Annotated in this window: 15 protein-coding genes; 14 read left to right on the top strand and 1 reads right to left on the bottom strand. The window is 37.8% G+C overall.

The features are described from left to right. Positions 1-125: 125 nt before the first annotated feature. The 4 genes from IGI58_RS02730 to IGI58_RS02715 all read left to right on the top strand — a co-directional run bounded on the left by IGI58_RS02730 (position 126) and on the right by IGI58_RS02715 (position 4,687). Positions 126-812 (top strand): response regulator transcription factor, encoded by a 687-nt coding sequence (locus tag IGI58_RS02730; RefSeq protein ID WP_429954542.1) that lies wholly within the window; start codon positions 126-128, stop codon positions 810-812. Next, a complete protein-coding gene (locus tag IGI58_RS02725) occupies positions 805-1,824 on the top strand; it encodes a sensor histidine kinase (protein ID WP_429954543.1) in 1,020 nt (339 codons plus the stop codon). Before IGI58_RS02730 ends, IGI58_RS02725 begins: the two co-directional genes overlap by 8 nt. A 107-nt stretch (positions 1,825-1,931) precedes the next feature. Continuing rightward, complete coding sequence (locus IGI58_RS02720) at positions 1,932-2,690, top strand: ABC transporter ATP-binding protein (protein WP_429954544.1); 759 nt, start codon at positions 1,932-1,934, stop codon at positions 2,688-2,690. Between the two features lie 2 nt (positions 2,691-2,692). Beyond that, positions 2,693-4,687 carry an ABC transporter permease gene (locus IGI58_RS02715; RefSeq protein ID WP_429954545.1) on the top strand — a complete coding sequence of 665 codons (1,995 nt, stop codon included), beginning with the start codon at positions 2,693-2,695 and terminating at the stop codon, positions 4,685-4,687. A 287-nt stretch (positions 4,688-4,974) separates the two neighbouring features. On the opposite strand, the gene IGI58_RS02710 is transcribed toward IGI58_RS02715, so the two are convergent. Beyond that, the gene (locus tag IGI58_RS02710; RefSeq protein ID WP_429954546.1) at positions 4,975-7,698 is read right to left on the bottom strand and encodes a serine hydrolase; all 2,724 of its coding nucleotides are present in this window, start codon (positions 7,696-7,698) and stop codon (positions 4,975-4,977) included. Positions 7,699-7,920: 222 nt separating this feature from the next. Between IGI58_RS02710 and IGI58_RS02705 the strand changes: the two genes are divergently transcribed. The 10 genes from IGI58_RS02705 to cydC all read left to right on the top strand — a co-directional run bounded on the left by IGI58_RS02705 (position 7,921) and on the right by cydC (position 17,331). Continuing rightward, a complete protein-coding gene (locus IGI58_RS02705; RefSeq protein WP_429954547.1) occupies positions 7,921-8,241 on the top strand; it encodes a hypothetical protein in 321 nt (106 codons plus the stop codon). Between the two features lie 36 nt (positions 8,242-8,277). Next, positions 8,278-8,700 carry a VOC family protein gene (locus IGI58_RS02700; protein ID WP_429954548.1) on the top strand — a complete coding sequence of 141 codons (423 nt, stop codon included), beginning with the start codon at positions 8,278-8,280 and terminating at the stop codon, positions 8,698-8,700. A gap of 25 nt (positions 8,701-8,725) precedes the next feature. Further along, positions 8,726-9,418, top strand: a complete 693-nt coding sequence (locus IGI58_RS02695; RefSeq protein ID WP_429954549.1) for an aspartate/glutamate racemase family protein — start codon at positions 8,726-8,728, stop codon at positions 9,416-9,418. Between the two features lie 274 nt (positions 9,419-9,692). Then, entirely contained in the window at positions 9,693-10,238 is a 546-nt protein-coding gene (locus tag IGI58_RS02690; protein ID WP_087641179.1) for an NADPH-dependent FMN reductase, read from the top strand. Positions 10,239-10,546: 308 nt separating this feature from the next. Next, positions 10,547-10,717 (top strand): hypothetical protein, encoded by a 171-nt coding sequence (locus tag IGI58_RS02685; RefSeq protein ID WP_429954550.1) that lies wholly within the window; start codon positions 10,547-10,549, stop codon positions 10,715-10,717. Positions 10,718-10,732: 15 nt separating this feature from the next. Beyond that, a complete protein-coding gene (locus IGI58_RS02680) occupies positions 10,733-11,020 on the top strand; it encodes a hypothetical protein (RefSeq protein ID WP_087641180.1) in 288 nt (95 codons plus the stop codon). 389 nt (positions 11,021-11,409) lie between these two features. Continuing rightward, positions 11,410-12,825 (top strand): cytochrome ubiquinol oxidase subunit I, encoded by a 1,416-nt coding sequence (locus IGI58_RS02675; protein WP_087641182.1) that lies wholly within the window; start codon positions 11,410-11,412, stop codon positions 12,823-12,825. Next, the gene (cydB, locus tag IGI58_RS02670; protein WP_087641183.1) at positions 12,822-13,847 is read left to right on the top strand and encodes a cytochrome d ubiquinol oxidase subunit II; all 1,026 of its coding nucleotides are present in this window, start codon (positions 12,822-12,824) and stop codon (positions 13,845-13,847) included. The genes IGI58_RS02675 and cydB overlap by 4 nt, the downstream gene beginning before the upstream one ends. Beyond that, a complete protein-coding gene (gene cydD / locus IGI58_RS02665; RefSeq protein WP_429954551.1) occupies positions 13,844-15,574 on the top strand; it encodes a thiol reductant ABC exporter subunit CydD in 1,731 nt (576 codons plus the stop codon). The genes cydB and cydD overlap by 4 nt, the downstream gene beginning before the upstream one ends. Continuing rightward, on the top strand, positions 15,574-17,331 hold the full coding sequence (gene cydC / locus IGI58_RS02660; RefSeq protein ID WP_429956311.1) for a thiol reductant ABC exporter subunit CydC: 1,758 nt from the start codon (positions 15,574-15,576) through the stop codon (positions 17,329-17,331). Before cydD ends, cydC begins: the two co-directional genes overlap by 1 nt. The last annotated feature ends 61 nt before the right edge of the window (positions 17,332-17,392 follow it).

Below are 17,392 nucleotides of genomic sequence, written 5' to 3'. Positions count from 1 at the left end.
TTTGATATCTTAAGTATGACAGAAAGAGCAAGGAAAAGCCCCCGGCCTGAGACTGATTTTTTATTAATAGGAAATAATGCTAAAATAGGGAATAGAAATGGATAGAAGAATTATGGAGGATAGGTATGAATCAGAAAATATTCATTGTTGAAGATGATCCAGTGATCACAAAAGTGCTGGAAGAGCATTTGACTCAATGGGGCTTTAGTTGTTGCAGTGTAGTGGATTTTCAGCATGTCGATCAAGAGATTCAAGCGTTTGAAGCAGATCTTGTTTTGCTTGATATTTCATTGCCGTTTTATAATGGTTTTTATTGGTGTCAGGAAATTCGTAAAGATTCAGAGGTCCCAATTGTTTTTCTTTCATCTGCTAATGATAATATGAATATGGTCATGGCAATGAATCTTGGTGGAGATGATTTTATTCCTAAGCCATTTGATCTTTCTGTTTTAGTGGCGAAAATCCAGGCTTTACTCCGTCGTAGCTATCAGTTTGGTCAACATCAACAGGAGTATCACTATACAGAATATGAACTAAATCCGCAGGAAAATGTTGTCAAACGGCGCAATGAGTCCGTTTTACTCACACCAAACGAAAGTAAAATATTATTATTGTTATTTCAGCATGTCGGTAAAATCGTTCCTCGTGAAGACATCATGGAAAAGCTCTGGGAGGGCGATGAGTTTGTCGATAGCAATACATTAGCTGTCAATATGACTCGCTTAAGAAAGAAATTATCAGCTATCGGCTTGGATAAAGCGATCCAAACGGTAAAAAACAAAGGCTATTTATTGGAGGATACCGATGAGTAAATTTTTCGACGAACTTCAGTTGTTTCGATCTTTTCTAAAAGAGCGTATTTTACTTTATGGCGGGTATCTACTCTTATGTCTGATTTTTTTATGCACGTTTTATCTTTGGGAAATTCCTTTAGAACCATTTTTTGACGGAGCGGCGTTTACCTTTGTTTGTTTAGTTCTTGTTTCCATCGGCCGTTTTTTTCATTATCGTCGTGTGCATAGAGAATTATTACGTATGAAAAAAAATCCAAACTTCCATTCCAGTCAACTTTCTTTATTGCCTAAAGGCAGTCGGTCCTTACTTGAAGCCGATTATCGTGACCTTTTTTTGACCGCTGTTGCACAAAAGGAAAAAGTGGAAGTAACTAGTGAAGAATTAAACAACCAATTGATCGATTATTATAGTATGTGGAGCCATCAAATCAAAACACCGCTTGCCGCATTGGATCTTCTTGTTCAGGCTCAACCTGAGCCTTCTTCAACAATGAAGGCTGAACTGTTTAAGATCGAAGAATATTTGAATATGATGTTGCAGTATTTAAGAATGAATCATGTAAATAATGATTTAGTTATAAAAACACTTGATCTAGATCACTTGATCCATTTGACTGTAAAGAAATATGCCAGCTTTTTTATTCAAAAAAACTTAACGATCACGATAGCTTCAAACCTAAAAAAGGTGATCAGTGATGAAAAGTGGTTTACCTTTATCCTTGAGCAAATTTTGTTCAACGCGATCAAGTATACTCCAAATCAAGGAGAAATCAGAATTTATTTTGAAGGTGAGTCTTTAGTGATTGAAGACACTGGTATTGGCATCTTAGCAGAAGATCTACCCCGTGTTTTTGAACAAGGATATACAGGATTTAATGGACGGGAACATCAAAAAGCGACAGGGCTAGGACTTTATATGAGTGAACAGATCGCTCAAAAAATTGGATTAGTCTTAACGATCGAATCTGAGATCGGTAATGGAACGAAAGTTTTTATCCGTTTTCCACAGGAGCAGTTTCAAGTTGAATAATAAAACCAAACTTACCATATCGTAAGTTTGGTTTTTTATCTGTAAGTAGTATCTTTTTTTGCCCTGCATTATGATAGATATAAGTAATGAACAGGAGGAAATGGCGAATGAAGTTATTGGATGTCAAAAATATAAAAAAGACCTACCAGACAAGGTTTGGCGGTAATCAGGTGGAAGCGTTGAAGCAGATCAATTTTTCTGTTGAGAAAGGAGAATACGTAGCGATCATGGGCGAATCTGGCTCTGGGAAAAGTACGCTTTTAAATCTCCTAGCCACCTTAGACAAACCGACCTCTGGAGAAATATTATTGAATGGAAGTAGTCTTTCAGCTATTAAAGAGAAGGATTCAGCGGCCTTTCGTAGAGATCACCTAGGTTTTGTCTTTCAAGATTTCAATTTGCTGGATACTTTTATAGCACGGGACAATATCTTTTTACCTTTAGTTTTGGCAAAGGTCTCGGTTGCTGAGATGGAAAAGCGGATAGCGCCTTTAGCAGCTAAGCTAGGCCTGGTTGGTTTACTGGATAAATATCCTTATGAACTGTCAGGCGGGCAAAAACAGCGAGTTGCAGCGGCTAGAGCGATCATTACCAGTCCAGATATTATTTTAGCGGATGAACCGACCGGCGCACTAGATTCGAAAACTTCCGCTCAATTATTAGCGATGTTTCAGCAGCTGAATGATGATGGGCAAACCATTTTGATGGTTACTCATAGTTCTGTCGCAGCAAGTCATGCCAATCGAATTTTGTTTATTAAAGATGGTCAGGTATTCAACCAGCTGCACCGTGGGCATCAAACGAATGATCAATTTTTAACGATGATCTCGGAAACGATGACGGCATTATTAACGAAGGAGGTCTGAGGATGTTCTATGTTGATCTAGCGTTGACCAATTTGAAAAAAAATCGAAAAATCTATCTCCCTTTTTTACTCTCAATGGTTTTTTTAGTTGTAATTAATGTGATTTTACAGGTTTTAGTAAAAAACAAAGGGATGAATACTTTACCATCAACTGAATCAGCGAAACAGCTTTTTGGCTTTGGGCAGTATGTGATTTTGATTTTTACGATCATTTTTTCTCTATACACGAATAGTTTCTTGCTGAAGCAACGGAAAAAAGAACTCGGACTGTATAATATTTTAGGTATGGGCAAAAAAGAGTTACGACATATGCTATTTTGTGAAACGGTTTTATCTTATTTTATTACTATTGTCTGTGGTACGATCATTGGGTCTATATTTGCTAAATTCTGTTTTTTGGCATTAAAAAAAATGACCCAACTCGGCGAGCAGTTTATCTATGATTTTTCGTTCCAAAGTATCCTCTATGTCATTGGGTTGTTTTTTATCATTTATATTCTGCTTTTCTCGTGGAATGTCATACAGCTGCGTTTAGCTAATCCAATTGAACTGCTTCAAGGCTCAAAATCTGGGGAAAAAGAACCTAAAACGAAAGTGTTAACAGCTATCATCGGACTCCTATGTGTAGGAAGTGGTTACTATATATCTGTAACGATCCAATCTCCGATCAGTGCGATCTATCTCTTTTTTATTGCAGTGGTTCTTGTCATTATTGGAACTTATGCATTATTTACGGCAAGCAGTATTGCAATTTTGAAAAGCTTGAAAAAAAACAAACGCTACTATTATCGACCGAATCATTTCATTTCCGTCTCAAGTATGATTTACCGAATGAAACAAAATGCGGCTGGTCTAGCAAGTATTTGTATTCTTTGTACGATGGTGCTGGTGACGATAGCGACGACAGCAAGCTTATATTTTGGTATGGAAAATGTATTGCAAAATCGTAATCCATTTGATATGACGATAGGGGCAAGTGGTCAACAATTCACTAAAGAACAGATGGAAAGTATCAATAATGAACTTGTCCATCTAGCAGAGGAACAGGATGTTAAATTGCATGACAATAAATTATTGCAGGTAGATAATAGTGTACTATTGTCTAAGAAAGCAACAGGCATCTATGAAGGATTTGTTGGTGAAATGGGGGAGACAGCATTCGTTGATTCGGCCATGTTCACCTTCATCACTGAGGAAGAATATAATCGATTAACGGGGGAACAAATAGCTTTATCAGATAATGAAATTGCTGTCTATATGTTGACAGGAACCTATAAAAAAGCATCGATCTCTATTGCAGATCACACATATAAGATCAAGAAACAGATCGATAAGATCGATTTTTTACAGCAAAGTGATTATGGGTTGGTCGATACGTTTTTTATGATTTTCAAAGACAAAGAACAGATCGCAGCATTGATCAGTTCGTTACCTGAAAAAAGTGCAAAAGGTGTAAGCTATTCTCTTTATGCAAATCTTGAAGGAAGTAAAGAAAATCGTTTAGCATTCGGAACTGCTGCACGAGAATTATTAAATCAGCAATCAACAGAGCTTGATTTTTCTTCAATCGACTTAGACAGAGAAGATTCTCTTTCGTTCGTTGGCGGCTTTCTTTTTATGGGGATCATTTTTGGTCTAACCTTTACATTGGCAGCAGGAGTCATCATCTACTATAAGCAAGTGTCAGAAGGAACAGAGGATCAAGGTCGTTACGATATCATGCAGCGTGTGGGGATGAGTCATCAAGAGGTGCAGCAGACGATTCGTAGTCAGATATTGATGGTTTTCTTTTTCCCGATTGGTTTAGCGGCGCTGCACTTAGCTTTTGCTTTCCCGCTGATGCGAAAATTATTAGTTCTATTTGGATTGACTGACTGGAAGTTCTTCATGCTGGTTTGCTTCCTCACAGTATTTAGCTTTTTCTTTCTTTATTTGCTGATGTATTGGCAAACGTCTAAAGTGTATTATCAAATCGTTGAGCGAAAAGTAACAGGGTAGGCAACTGCTGCATTTGTTTTGTAGAATAAAAAAAGAAGAGCCCAACACAAAACTACAAATTAGTTTTGTGTTGGGCTCTGATCCTGAATATACAGCGAGAAGAAAATAGCTCTTTCGGAAACAAATTGAAAATGCCATAAAATATGACGAGGAATGAGTTGATGCTTTTTCATCAGAGACTCATCTCAGATAAACAATGTTGCACATGCGTACTTCACTTGGTTCTCAGAGCTAAATACTTTTGCCTTAGTTTCTTCTTATAGTTGCTGATTTTACATCGCTGAGAGTTATTTCATGATGTCATAAATGTCTTTTGAGAGAATCGAGATCGTTTCATAAGAGACATAGTTTTTTGTCATTACACTAAGAATATACGGTTTCTTTGCATAGACGATCGCAACATCGTGGCGATAGTCATCTACATCACCAATTTTATGTCCGACTTTCACAGGTAAATATTTAGGGATTCTTTGATCATCATAGACAGTATCTTGTAAATATTGGTTGGCAACCCCGCCGAGTTTGTAAATGGCTTGGATCAGTTGCGCGTTTTGTTTAGCGCTAGCCCTTAATGTCCAGCTAGTCCAGTTTCTACCGGTAAGGGCGTTTATTTCGTTCAGGAAAGGTTTATCATATTGATTCGCTGAATAATAACCTAAGAAATTAGCACCAACATTATCGGAATATTTTATTGTATTTCTAAGTACTGTTTGAACAGTATAGAATTGGTAGTCAGCATATTTAGGCATGATACCGGCTCCGGCAGGAGAATAAGCACCGCTGAATGAATTCACTTGTGGGGTGTAAAGTAGCGGCTGTGATAATTTCATTGCACCAGAATTCAATTTTTTCTGTGTATAGTAAATGCCTGGGAGTTTTCCTGTGCTTGCTGCAACAAACTCAGTGTTGGGATTGATGGAAGCAGAACCTGTTCCGTTAGCCGGCATAACATAAATACCTAAGCTGCTGCTGTTGTATTTTGTATTCAATAAATGCTGTACTTTTTTTAGTTTATCTGCATAATCATTTTGCTGGTAGCTTTTTGAAAGTGGAGGAGTGTATTTTCCCTTTTGGATAAGTTTCACTTCAAGTGCTTCCATGCGATAACCGTAAGCAGAAGTGCCGGCTTTTTCACCATTTTTCGTCCAGCCTAGCCAACCAAACGATTGCACATGGGCTCGGTAATAAATATCATAATATTTTTTTAAGTCACCAGTTAGACGAAGTTGAACAGCCTCGACCTGAAGGTTTCTACCTGTAGTTCCAGAAAGAGCACCATTAGCAACGAATCCTTGCCAGCCAATATTTTTAATATGACTGTTATATTGGATCGATCCGCTTAAATCGGAGTTTGGGATACTAAACTTAAGAGCTTCCAATTGGCGTTTTTTCCCTGTTGTACCAACAATTTTTCCGCTGGTATCAGCAGGCTGCCAACCAATGCCTCCTACATGAGCTTGGGTCATTAATTTAGGCGTTTTGATTACAGGTTTCTTCACTGCTCCAGGCGCTGCCTGACCTTTGACAACAAGTTTGATTCGAATGGCTTGGATACCAAATGAAAAGCCTGTAGTGCCAGCAATTTGATTATTTTTTGCCCAATCCAGCCATCCAAAATTTGCTGCATGAACTTGATAATAGATATCAAATTTTTCAGCATACTCACCAGTCAGTTTCAATTGAACGGCTTCCACTTGTAATTTTTTTCCCGTTGTCCCTGCAGTCAGTCCATTATTCACATAGCTTTGCCAGCCGATGTCTTTCACGTGCGCTCTATAAGAAACTCCGCCGCTTAACGCAGGTTGCTCAAGTTTGACTCTCAATGCTTCGATTGATAAATTCTGACCTGTTGTCCCTGAAGTAGTGCCATTTTTTACATAGTTTTGCCAACCAATTTTTTGGACATGTGTTTGATAATTGAGCTTGGGTGCAACCATAACTGGATGATCCGTGGCCCCAGGAGCTGTTCCATCTTTAGGAACAAGTTTGATTCGAATGGCCTGCATATCAAATGAAAAGCCTGTAGTTCCAGCGATTTGATCATTTTTTGCCCAGTCCAGCCAACCGAATTGAGCTGAATGAGCTTGATAGTACACATCGAATTTTTCAGCATATTCACCAGTTAACTTCATTTGGATAGCCTCTATTTGCAGTTTTTTTCCTGTTGTTCCCGCCATAACTCCATCTGTCACATAATTTTGCCAGCCGATGTCTTTTACATGTGTTCTATAAGAAATTCCACCAGAAAGTTCTGAGGGTTCAAGAGTGATTTTTATCCCTTCTAGTCGTAGTTTTTTTCCTGTTGTACCAGAAATGGCGCCATCTTTTACAGGTGCTTGCCAGCCGAGATCTTTGATATGGCTTTCATAGAAGATGGAAGGAACTCTTTCTGGTTCGACCGGTGTTTCTTCTGTTTCTGAAGTGGACGTCTGGGTTTGGTTCTCTTGTTTTTTTTCTAAAAGAGCATCGATCGTTTTTATATGCGTTGCTTGGTCGCTTTTTTCAGCCAGCTGACCGTCGTTTTTCCATTCTGACCATTGTTCTTCATCAGAATAAACACGATACTTGATCGTATAATTCTCTGCTAGTTCATTGGAAAGAGTGAAGGAGATATTTTTAAGTGTATGTTCTTTGAAATGCAGTGTCTCTCCATTAGCTGCTTTCAGTTGTTTTCCATCAGTCGTTTCGAGTGCATAAGTGATTCCGTTTGGTATCGTTTGCAAATGTTGATCGGAAAGGCTTGCTTTTATTCCTAAAAGCGGCTGTTGTTCATCAATTGAGGTCGTCCAGCTTTCCCCAAAAAGCATTGAAAAATGCAACTGGATAGCCTCTTTTTCTGTAGTAGCAGTTGTATCTGATTCTTGCGTCGTACTTTCTATTGTAGTTGACTGCTCAGCAGTAAAGCTTGGTTCACTGGAAGATTCACTTGATTCCACTGTCGTGGCTTCTACTTTAGGACTTCCAGCAAGAAAGATGAAGCATGTTAAAAGAAGACAAACAAACTTTTTCATTTTTTAATAACCATCCTTTTTTTTTATATCATAATTATAATTTATTTTGCTTTTTTTAACTAGGGTAAGTTAGAAGTAAAATACAAAAATCAGTTTGTTACGGTAATAGCTATAAATTAGAGAAAACGAATATTACGTGGAGAAAAATTTAATGATATAATGGATTATTAAAAGGATTTAAAATGTTGAGAAAGAATGTCATAAATGAAAAGGGGTTTTTTTATGAATAGGAAAAGAGTATTGTTTTCTTTTTTGTTGATAGCGATACCGGTGTTGATTGGTTTTGTTATTAGTTTTTTTATAAAGGTTCACGCATTATATATCATAGGTGGTGTATATGCAGTCATGCTCTTGTTCATGCTGCCATCGGATGTTTTTTCTAGAAGTAGCTTAGATTACAATATCAAAAGTGTTAACCCAACCTATAAACATGAATCACCAGATTATGTCGGTGGAAAAAAACAACAATTAGTGAATTTTTTATTAGTTGCGCTAATGCTTGCTGGGTGTCTATTTTTGATTTTTTTGCTAGGTGATTATTAAACAGCTAGACTCAAAAGAGTAGATTGGAGTAGAAAAATGAAACAAGCGATTGTACATATTGCATTAGTTGTCGAGGATTATGATGCAGCGATCGATTTTTATACAAAGCATCTAGATTTTATTTTAATCGAAGATACCTATCAGTCCGAACAAGACAAAAGATGGGTCGTTGTGTCACCAAAAGGCTCAAGAGGGACGACTATTTTATTAGCAAAAGCCTCAAAGCCAATTCAAAAGGAGTTTATCGGAAATCAGTCAGGTGGTAGAGTTTTTCTATTTTTAGGCACGGATGATTTTTTAAGAGATTATCAAAAGATGCTTGAAAAAGGAATCGAATTTGTTCGAGAACCTAAGCAAGCAGATTATGGAACTGTGGCAGTATTCAAGGATTTATATGGCAATTTATGGGACTTAGTTCAATTTAATGAAGATCATCCAATGAATGGAAGGATCGATTGATTCTAAAAAGAATGGAGAATAGAGAATGAAAATCATTGGTTTATTAGGTGGAATGAGCTGGGAGAGTACGGTCAGCTATTATGAAGCAATCAATCAAATCATCTCAAAAAAATTAGGTGGACTGCATTCAGCAAAGTGTCTGATATCTAGTGTAGATTTTGCGGAGATCGAGCATCTTCAGGCAATAGGAGATTGGCAGACAAGTGGAAATCTTTTGGCTCGTGAAGCTAAAAGGCTGGAAAATGCCGGAGCAGATTGTATCGTCATTTGTACGAATACAATGCATAAAGTTGCTCCAATGATCGAACAAGTCATTTCGATCCCACTTTTACATATTGCAGAGGAAACAAGAAAAGTGATCGAAAAGGATAAAATCAGCAAGATTGCTTTATTGGGAACTAAATATACGATGACACAGGATTTCTATAAGGAAAAATTGATCGAACATGGGATAGAAGTCATGGTTCCTACTAAGGATGATGTTGAATTTGTTAATCAAGTGATTTATGAAGAATTATGCTTAGGAAAAATCAGAAAAGAGTCTAAAGAACGTTATGTGACGATCATCGATCAGTTAGCAGAGCAAGGAGCCCAAGGAGTTATTTTAGGCTGCACAGAGATAGGCTTGCTGATCAAGCAGGAAGATACCAAGGTCAAGCTATTCGATACTACAAAGATCCATGCTGAAAGTGCGGCTCTTTATTCCTTAGCTGATTAAATGGTAGGTAATAGAATAGACAACAGACATTCAAAAATGGATGTTTGTTGTCTTTTTTTCTTAAGTAGGTAGATAAAAAAATAAATCAAAAAATAACTGTTGTTATTTATATAGGTGATCATACGCTATATAAACTGCTAATGAGTATACTTGATCTAAAAGTTAAAAATAATTTCGTTATTTAAATTTTTATGCTTGAATTTTTTTGAAACTGGGGGTATACTCAGTATATAAAATAAACTTACTTTTAGTAAGTATTTGGAGGAATAGACTTATGACAAAATATGGTGTAATTGTAGGATCAACTAGAAAGAATTCATACTCAGAAGCAGTGGCTAAAGCGATTGTGAAAGGACTTCCCGCAGATGCAGAAGTAACATTTTTGAACATCAAAGATTTACCATTATACAACCAAGATTATGATGAAAATTCTCCAGAAGCATATACAACATTTAGAAATGCTGTAGCGGCTCAAGATGCATTTATCTTTGTAACGCCAGAACACAATAGAAGTATTACAGCAGCATTGAAAAATGCGCTGGATGTTGCTTCAAGACCTTGGGGTCAAAGCGTTTGGGGTGGTAAACCAGCGTTAGTAGCATCACAATCGATTTCAGGAATTTCTGGAGTGTTAGCTAACCACGTTTTACGTCAATCATTGGTCTTCTTAGATATGCCGACAATGCAGCAACCAGAAGTGTACATCGGTCAATCAGATAAATTATTTGATGAAAATCTTGAACCTAATAATGAAGGAACAAAAGATTTCTTGGCAAGTGTGGGTAAACAATTCAGTGAATTTGCTGCTAAGTTTGCTTAGGGAATGATTCTCTGCATCCCAGAAATTGCAGTAATCAGTTTGAAGAGGTTGGGACAGAAGCCTTAAATTCTTGACACTTTGGTACTTAGAATTTTACTAGCTTCACTTTGTTCCTTGAACAGCAGTGAAACTGTAAGTGTTAGCTGAGGTGATCGAAGCACAATGTAGTGGTTGCCTCTGCTTCCAGTGTTTATTGATTTTAAAGTGTGAAACAAAGCGGATTTTTCGTTTTGTTTCACACTTTTTTTGTTAGACATGTTATACTTTGGTTGGGTAGAAAAAGTTACGTTTGGAGTCGTTTAGGTCGGATGGTATATCGTTTCTCTCATGATGAGTTGGCGACGATAGCAGGTTTTAATATCATGATCGGTAGTGAAGAACTTTTTTTAAAGAGCCCAAATCGTCCACAAGTGGTGAGTGGTGTGTTCAAAGAAGAAGCTGTACAGATGTATCAAGACTATTTTCGAAACAAGACTTAAGAAAGAGGTGAGTAAATGAAAAAAAATGAGTACTTAGCTTTAGTTGCAATGGAAGAATGTGCCGAAGTTCAACAAGCGTTATCAAAAGCAATTCGTTTTGGTTTTAAAGACCACCATCCTTCTAGAGTGGATGAATCGAACGAAGAGCAAATGTTGACTGAATTTTACCAGCTGACTGCAATGATCGAAGAGCTGGAAAAGCAAGGAGCGATCAAGTGTTTCTCGGAAGAAAAAATCACTAAAATAAAGCAAGATAAAATAAAAAAAGTATATAAGTACATGGATTATCCAAAGCAGGAATGAGAAGGAATCTTAAGATAGACGAGAATAATTTTGACAATCAGCTCAGCTGAATTCGTTTTTTTATCGGTCGAAATCGTCATTTTTAGCACGATATTTTTTCCGATTATGAGAAGTTTCATTCGTTTTCTGATTTTTTCAAGAAAAGTATACATCTTTTGATGAGAAATGAACGGAAACATTTGAATTTTCTAAATAAAAGAGTATACTCTAAATTGAAATCATTCTAAATTTAATAAAAACAGTTTTCACATTTAGTAATAAGTAAGTTTATTTTATTCGCGGTCTGAATCTCATTTTGCAGCACCAACCAACTGTACAAATGACTCTTCGTTCGAGTAGAATCGGCTTCTTTCTTTGTGTGTAGACAGTAAAAACAAGGGGGATTATTGATGTTTGATATTGTATCATTAGCAAGGTTCCAATTTGCGATGACCACAGTCTTTCACTTTTTCTTCGTGCCGTTTTCGATAGGATTAGCACTTGTTGTTGCAGTGATGGAAACGATGTATGTAGTGAAAAAAGATGAGCGTTATCGTAAAATGGCGAAGTTTTGGGGCAACATTTTTCTATTGAGTTTTGCAGTAGGTGTGGTCACAGGTATTATTCAAGAGTTCCAGTTTGGTATGAACTGGTCTGATTATTCACGATTTGTAGGAGATATTTTTGGCGCTCCTTTAGCGATCGAAGCACTGCTTGCATTCTTTTTAGAATCAACATTCTTAGGATTGTGGATCTTTACTTGGGATAAAGTAAATCCAAAACTACATTTGACATTTATTTGGTTGGTTGTATTTGGGTCAATGATGTCAGCATTCTGGATCTTAGCGGCAAATAGTTTCATGCAGCATCCAGTGGGATATACGCTGAACAATGGCCGGGCAGAATTGATCGATTTTGGTGCGGTGATCGCCAATCCAAAAGTTTGGTATGAATTTAGCCACGTATTGGCTGGTGCTGTCGTAATGGGCGGAATGATCGTTGCCGGTTTAGCAGCATTCCAAATCTTGAAAAAACGTGATGTCAGCTTCCACAAAGTATCTATGCGTATCGGTATGTGGATCGCATTGTTTGGGTCTTTAGGCGTATTATTAGCTGGGGATTTACAAATGAAAGCTTTGATCGAAGGACAGCCAATGAAATTTGCAGCAATGGAAGGTGCATATGAAGATTCTGGAGATCCTGCGGCCTGGACGTTGATTGCTTGGGCTGACGAAGCAGAGCATAAACAAGTATTCGGAATCCAAATTCCATATGTATTAAGTATTTTATCTTATAATAGTCTGTCTGGTTCTGTTGATGGAATGGAAACAGCGAACAAAGATTTAATTGAAAAATATGGCGATAGAGATTACTTCCCGCCAGTCAATACACTATTTTGGAGCTTTAGAGTAATGGCCGGTTTCGGTGTATTGATGCTTTTGGTTTCAGCATTAGGGCTTTTCTTTACCCGCAAGAAAAAACCATCGCTTTATGAAAAACGCTGGATGGTTTGGATCGTTGCTTTATGTACATTTGCACCATTCTTAGCAAATACGACAGGTTGGTTGATCACAGAGTTGGGTCGTTATCCTTGGACTGTTTATGGATTGTTTACGATCGAAGACAGTGTTTCACCAAATGTTTCTGTCGCTTCGTTATTAACTTCAAATATTATTTACTTTATTCTTTTTGCAGGCCTTGGTTCTGTGATGGTTTACTTGATCACTGTTGAACTGAAAAAAGGGCCTGATTATGAAGAAAAGAAATTAGCACAAGCGAATGCGACTGAAGTAGATCCATTCGATAAGGAGGTCTTTGAAGGATGAGTACGTTGCAGTTACTATGGTTTGTATTGATCGGTATTCTATTTTCAGGCTTCTTCTTCCTTGAAGGGTTTGACTTTGGTGTCGGAATGTCCGTTCAAACATTAGCACATGATGAAGAAGAAAAAGAACAAATCATCCAAACGATCGGACCTGTTTGGGATGGTAATGAAGTTTGGTTATTAACAGCAGGTGGTGCGATGTTTGCCTCATTTCCATACTGGTATGCATCACTATTTAGCGGTTTTTACTTGATTTTATTCATTATTTTAGTTGGTTTGATCATTCGTGGCGTGTCATTTGAATTCCGTCATCGGATGCCTGATGGGAAACGACGTAGAATGTGGAACTGGACACTTTCGATTGGAAGCTTCATAGTACCGTTTTTCTTTGGGATTTTATTTATCAGTTTAGTCCAAGGAATGCCTTTAGATGTCGATGGCAATATGTCTGCAACTTTTACTGACTATATCAATGTCTTTTCTGTAGTCGGTGGTGTTGCGTTGACACTATTATGCTACTTGCATGGATTAAACTATATTACCTTGAAAACAGAAGGACCGGTTAGAGAACGTGCACGTAATTATGCCTCATTCTTTTACTGGGTACTATATGTTGGACTAGTTGTATTTGCAGCATTGTTGTACTTCAAAACAGATTTCTTTGACAATCATTTTGCTGTGACGCTAGTACTTGTTCTAGCAATCGTTATTTTGACAGTAGTTGCGAATGTAAGTGTCTTTAAGAAAAAAGAAATGGCAGCATTTATTGCCAGCGGATTAACACTTGTTGTGTTGGTTGCTTTATTGTTTAGCGGTTTATTCCCACGTGTGATGATCGGCAGTGAAGGTTATTACGATATCTTGATCAAAGACGCATCAAGCAGCCCGTATACGTTAAAAACAATGACTTGGTTGTCATTGACGATTTTACCATTCGTATTGGCTTATACCGCTTGGTCATACTATATCTTTAGAAAACGAATCAAACATCCGGCAATCGCTGCTTTGGGGTATGAAGGATGATCGATAAAGCCATCTTAAAGATGCCTAAAATTAAACAGACGATGATTTTGCTTGCAGGTTTTTCTTTCCTGCAAGCAGTCTTTATAATCGGGCAGGCATTTTACTTAGCTAAAGCAGCTGTTGGACTTTGGGAAGGCGGCAAGCTTCATGATCAGCTGACCGCGATCCTTCTTTTCTTTTTATTTTATACGGGCAGACATGTTATAACCTATGTACGAGAAAAAATGCTGGATCATTTCAGCTATGATCGTTCACGTGAATTGAGAGAACAGTTGCTGCAAAAAATCTTTCGTTTAGGACCAACAGTCGTTCAAAAAAATGGGACTGGTAATATGGTCACTATGGCACTTGAAGGAATCAGTCAGGCAGAAAATTATCTTCATTTGATTTTGATGAAGATCATGAATATGATGATCATTCCCTGGTTGATCTTGATTTTTATTTTTACTCTGGATATTCGTTCTGGAGTGGTTTTGCTGGTCGTTTTTCCAATGATCATCATTTTTATGATCATTTTAGGGTATGCGGCAAAAAGCAAAGCTGATAAACAGTATAAAGCCTTTCAATTATTGTCGAATCATTTTATCGACTCATTGAGAGGGATTGATACTTTAAAATTATTCGGGTTGAGTGAAAAATACGCCGGCAGCATTTACAATACGAGTGAGCGTTTTAGACGTGCGACGATGAGTACACTTAAAATTGCCATTTTATCTACCTTTGCTTTGGACTTTTTCACTACATTGTCCGTTGCAGTTGTTGCGGTTTTTTTAGGTTTAAGTTTGTTGGAAGGCGGTATTCTACTTTTTCCTGCCTTGACGACCTTGATTTTAGCACCGGAATTCTTTTTACCTGTCCGTGACTTTGCCAGTGATTATCATGCAACATTAGATGGAAAAAATTCTTTCCAAGCAATCCAGGCAGTGTTGGACTTAAAAGAAGTCGAAGAAACAGATACTTTGTCCTTAGAGGACTGGACGGCGTTAAGCGAACTATCGGTTGAACAATTGACTTATAGCTATGAAGAAGCGCCTCAAGCAGCCTTAAAAGCCCTGAATTTTAGTGCAAAAGGGTATCAAAAAATTGGGATCATTGGTGCTAGTGGTTCGGGCAAATCAACATTGATCAATGTTTTAAGTGGTTTTTTAGAGCCTGACATGGCGACAACGGAAATTCAGATCGATGGACAGAAACTCCCTCATTTTCAGCAAAAAGAATGGCAAAAACAAGTGGTTTATATTCCTCAAACACCGTATATTTTTCAGGATACGCTGGCAAACAATGTCCGCTTTTATACTCCGGATGCTTCGGATGAGCAAGTTGCAGCCGCAATTGAATTAGTTGGACTGCAAGCACTAGTTTCGAGCTTGGCTCAGGGGATTCATACAACGATCGGTGAAAGCGGCAGAGTTTTAAGTGGCGGTCAAGCACAAAGAATCGCCTTAGCGAGAGCCTTTTTAGATCAGGAACGCCGTGTTTTGCTGTTTGACGAGCCGACAGCTCATTTAGATATTGAAACAGAAGTTGAATTAAAAGAAAGAATGTTACCGTTGATGGAAGATCATTTGGTATTCTTTGCTACTCACCGTCTACATTGGATGGCTGAAATGGATTATATTTTGGTCATGGATAAAGGGCAGCTTGTAGAAGCAGGAACATTGACTGAATTAACAGAAAAAAATGGCTATTATGTACGATTAATGAATCAAATGAGGGGGACAGAATAATGGAAAATACCCCAACGAATAAAGAATTATATAGGAAAGATCAATGGGTCAAACCGTTTTTGAAAAAGTACAAAGGACTGTTGTATCTTGCTTTATTCCTAGGCTTTTTAACATTTTTCAGTGCGGGTGCCTTGATGTTCAATTCAGGTTATTTGATCAGTCGGGCGGCTTCGCTTCCTGAAAATATTTTGATGATCTATATTCCGATCGTTTTGACGCGGGCTTTCGGGATCAGTCGTCCAGTATTTCGATACATTGAACGTCTGGTCAGTCATAACTGGGTCTTAAAGATGACGTCTGATTTACGTTTGAAGCTGTATTTGGTTTTAGAGAAAGATGCGATTTTCTTTAAATCAAAATATCAAACGGGAGATATTCTTGGCTTGCTTTCAGAAGATATCAATCATTTGCAAAATTTATACTTGCGGACGATTTTTCCCACAGTGATCGCCTGGGTGTTATACATTTTTATTATTATCGGTTTAGGTCTTTTTTCCTGGTGGTTCGGGCTATGCATGTTGTTGATGCTTGGCGTAGTTGTGTTCTTGCTGCCTTTGGTTTCTGTGTTGGTAAATGGCGCGAAACAGGAAAAGCAAAAAGTATCTAAAAATGAATTGTATAAGAAATTGACGGATAATATCTTGGGTGTCTCAGATTGGGTATTTAGTCAAAGAGGACATGAATTCGTTCATTCATATGAAAAAGATGAAGCAAAGCTGCGTGAATTAGATGAACAGATCAAACGATTTAATCGGTTCCGTGATTTTGTTCTTCAAGTAATCTTTGGGGGCATCACGATCGCTGTTTTAGCATGGGCGAGCATGCGTTTTCCAGGAAATCATGGCGGAGCGGCAAATTGGATCGCAGCGTTTGTATTGACGGTCTTTCCATTGATCGATGCCTTTGCGCCGTTGCCAGATGCTGCACAAGAGACCAATATTTACAAAGATTCGATCAAACGTCTGAATGATCTGCCTGAAATTACTGAAACAGTAAAGGTCACAGACCTAGAAGTTAAAAGTACGGAAATAGTCATCGACGATATCTCTTTTTCGTATAATCAAGCAGAACATACTGTTTTAGAACATCTAACGTTGAAGATCGAGCCAAAAGAAAAATTAGCTATTTTAGGACGAAGCGGTTCTGGAAAAAGCACATTGGCTAGCTTGATTCGCGGAGATTTGCGTCCAAGTAAAGGAACGATCACTTTGGGAGATGTTCCAACGACCGATTTTGGCGATCAAATCACGCAATCGATCGGTGTGATTCATCAAGCACCATATCTATTTAGAACATCTATTTTAAACAATATTCGCCTTGGTCGAGAAGAAGCTTCTGAAGAAGAGGTTTGGCAGGTTCTGGATAGTGTGGGACTGAAAGAAATGATTCAAGAATTGCCGGAAGGCTTACAAACGATGGTTGACGAAGCTGGATTGCGTTTTTCAGGTGGAGAGCGTCATCGATTAGCTTTGGCAAGGATTTTATTACAAGATACACCGATCGTTTTGTTGGATGAACCAACGACAGGTCTAGATCCAATCACTGAACAGCAATTGCTGAATACCTTTTTTGAAACTCTGAAAGATAAAACGATCATTTGGATTACGCATCACTTACAAGGGGTACACATGATGGATCGAGTGATATTTATTGAGGACGGACGTTTGGAAATGAGTGGGACACCGGAAGAATTATTGGCAACGAATCAACATTATCAACAACTGTATGCCATCGATCGAGGGATGACCACCGATTGATTTTTTACAAAAAGATGAGGCAAAACTCTCTGAGCTTTGCCTCGAACTTTTCTTTTTTTGT

The sequence above is a fragment of the Enterococcus sp. AZ020 genome (assembly GCF_050499205.1).
Classification (GTDB): domain Bacteria; phylum Bacillota; class Bacilli; order Lactobacillales; family Enterococcaceae; genus Enterococcus_L; species Enterococcus_L dunnyi.
Note: the sequence above shows the minus strand (reverse complement) of the source record. Positions and strands in the feature narration are given on the sequence as shown.